The organism is Micromonospora sp. M51 (genome assembly GCF_018070305.1).
Taxonomy (GTDB): Bacteria; Actinomycetota; Actinomycetes; order Mycobacteriales; family Micromonosporaceae; genus Micromonospora; species Micromonospora parva.
This window is the reverse complement of record NZ_JAGPXZ010000897.1, coordinates 1-2242: the sequence shown is the minus strand read 5'-3', so window position 1 is coordinate 2242 and position 2242 is coordinate 1. Positions and strand designations below refer to the sequence as shown.

Annotated in this window: 2 protein-coding genes; one reads left to right on the top strand and one right to left on the bottom strand. The window is 71.2% G+C overall.

Going from position 1 to position 2242, the window contains the following annotated elements; genetic code table 11:
• Positions 1–78 precede the first annotated feature (78 nt).
• Positions 79–1257, bottom strand: a complete 1179-nt coding sequence (locus KBX53_RS30385; protein ID WP_309140892.1) for a chitosanase — start codon at positions 1255–1257, stop codon at positions 79–81.
• A gap of 298 nt (positions 1258–1555) precedes the next feature.
• Between KBX53_RS30385 and KBX53_RS30380 the strand changes: the two genes are divergently transcribed.
• Positions 1556–2155: an RNA polymerase sigma factor gene (locus KBX53_RS30380; protein ID WP_210863132.1), complete on the top strand. Its 600-nt coding sequence runs from the start codon at positions 1556–1558 to the stop codon at positions 2153–2155.
• Positions 2156–2242 lie beyond the last annotated feature (87 nt).

The window sequence follows — 2242 nt, the reverse complement described above, 5'->3', positions numbered from 1 at the left end:
GGTATCCGGACGAAACCGCGCCTCGCCGGATCGCCGCCCGGACTCCGCCTCGGCTCGACCGCCCTTATGAAACAGGCCCTACCCGATGCGGAACTGGTCGCCGTAGACGGCGAACACCAGCGGGGTGTTCAGGTTGAAGTTGCCGTTGTTGAGGAACACCCGCTGGGCGGTGTCGACGCGGGAGGTGTCCGAGTGGGCCGCCTCCTTCTTCATCTCGATGACCCGCTCGTCGAGGAAGGCGTTGAGCCAGGTCCGCTCGTCGCCGCCCTGGGCCGGCGGCTTGGCCCGGTTCAGGGCGCGGCTGCGGATCTGACGCATGCCCTCGTACCCGTGCATGACCGCCGCGTCGTAGTAGGCGAACTGGCCGAGCGCCCGGACCTGGTCGTTCTTGCCGTCGCGTACCGATGGGTTGAAGTAGACCCGGTCGCGTTCGGCCTCCTGGGCGGCCTGGAAGACCGGGTCGGTGGCGGCGGTCCGCCAGTCGCGGGGGAAGTTGGGGTCGAGGCCGGAGTGCGACGGGGTGCCGTTGACGGTGCGCAGCGCCGGTAGGTAGCCGGCGAGCACGTTGCCTGGCTTGGTGCGGGTGTACGCCTCGACCAGTTCGAGCATGTCGCCGGTGCCGGAGCAGAAGCCGATGATGCCGGCGGTGTAGCCGCGCCCGTCACCGATGTCCTCGATGTAGGAGAACTGCGCGCGCCAGTCGAGCGACGAGTTCTCCGCGGCCGAGACGAGTTGCATGGCGACGTCCTTCTTCGCCGGGTCGTCGAGGTTGGTGCCGCTCGGGTTGGTGGGCGTGGGGGTGGGGGTGCCGCCGCCCGGCAGGGTCCACCGCTGGTTCGTGGTGCCGCCACAGGTCCAGATCTGCAACCGGGCGCCGTTCGCGGTGCTCCGGTCGGTGACGTCGAGGCATTTGCCGGAGCCGGAGTTGACCAGGGCGCCGTTGCTGGCGGTCCACTTCTGGGCGCCGGTGTTGTTGCAGTCGTACAGCTGCACCTTGGCGCCGTTGGCGGTCGACGCGGCGGTCACGTCGAGGCACTTGCCGAGTGCCCGGATCGAGGTGTCGGTGTTGCCGACGGTCCACGTCTGGGCCGCGCTGCCGTTGCAGTCGTAGAGCTGGACGGCTGTGCCGTTGGCCGGGTTGGCGCCGGCCACGTCGATGCACTTGCCGCCGAGGCCGGTGATCGGGCCGGCGGTCGCGGCGCTCGCCGACGGTACGCCGTAGCCGACGGCGGCGACGCCGATCAGCAGGGCTCCCACGACGGATGCGGCTGTTCTCTGGTGAACCATGGTGTTCCTCGGGGAAGGGGCGGCGTGCCGCCGGCCGGTCGGTGACCCGGCGCGGAAGTTCGGCCCCGGCGGGCACCGCGAGCATCAGGAAACTGTATTAACAGATACCAGTACGTCGATTTCCCGTCAATCGACGACCGCGAGGCGTGACAGCGCCTGTTCACCCCGTCGTTGGCGGCGCGTCCATGCCGGTGGCTATCGTCGGGCCGTAACTGATCAACGGGCCGGTCCGTCGGAACCAGCACCGTCCGACGGACAGAAGATGGTCATGGAGTCGAGTCTGCGCGCCCGGGTGCGAGCCGGTGATCCCGGCGCGTTCGCCGAGCTGTTCGACGCGTACGCGCGCTCGGTGTACAACCACGCGTTCCGGCTGACCGCCGACTGGGCCACGGCGGAGGACGTCATGGCCGCCACGTACCTGCAAGCCTGGCGTTCCCGGGAGCGTGTCGCCGAGGAGGGTGGGTCGCTGCGTCCCTGGCTGCTCGGCATCGCCACCAACGAGGCCCGCAACCACACCCGCAGCAACCGCCGCTACCGCAGGGTGGCCGCCGCGCTGATCGCCGCCGACCTCACGGTGCCCGACCACGCCGACGAGGTCGCCGGCCGACTCGACGACCGCCGACGCATCGCCGCCGCGCTCGATGCGTTGGCCCGGCTGCGCCGGCCCGAGCGTGAGGTGCTGACCCTGTGCCTGTGGGAGGGCCTCGACTACGAGTCCGCGGCGGAGGCGCTGGGCGTTCCGGTCGGCACGGTGCGGTCCCGACTGTCGCGTGCGCGTGCCCGGCTCCGTACCCTCGTCGATGCCCCGCCGCGCGCCGCGCGAGCGCCGGTCGTGGACGCCTCGTTCGTGCGGGAGGTCAGCCGGTGAACGCGCCCGACCCGGCTGAGTGGGCGGAGATCGCCCCGCACCCCGGCGATCGCGACCTGCCGGCGGGCCGGCACGAGCCGCACCGCG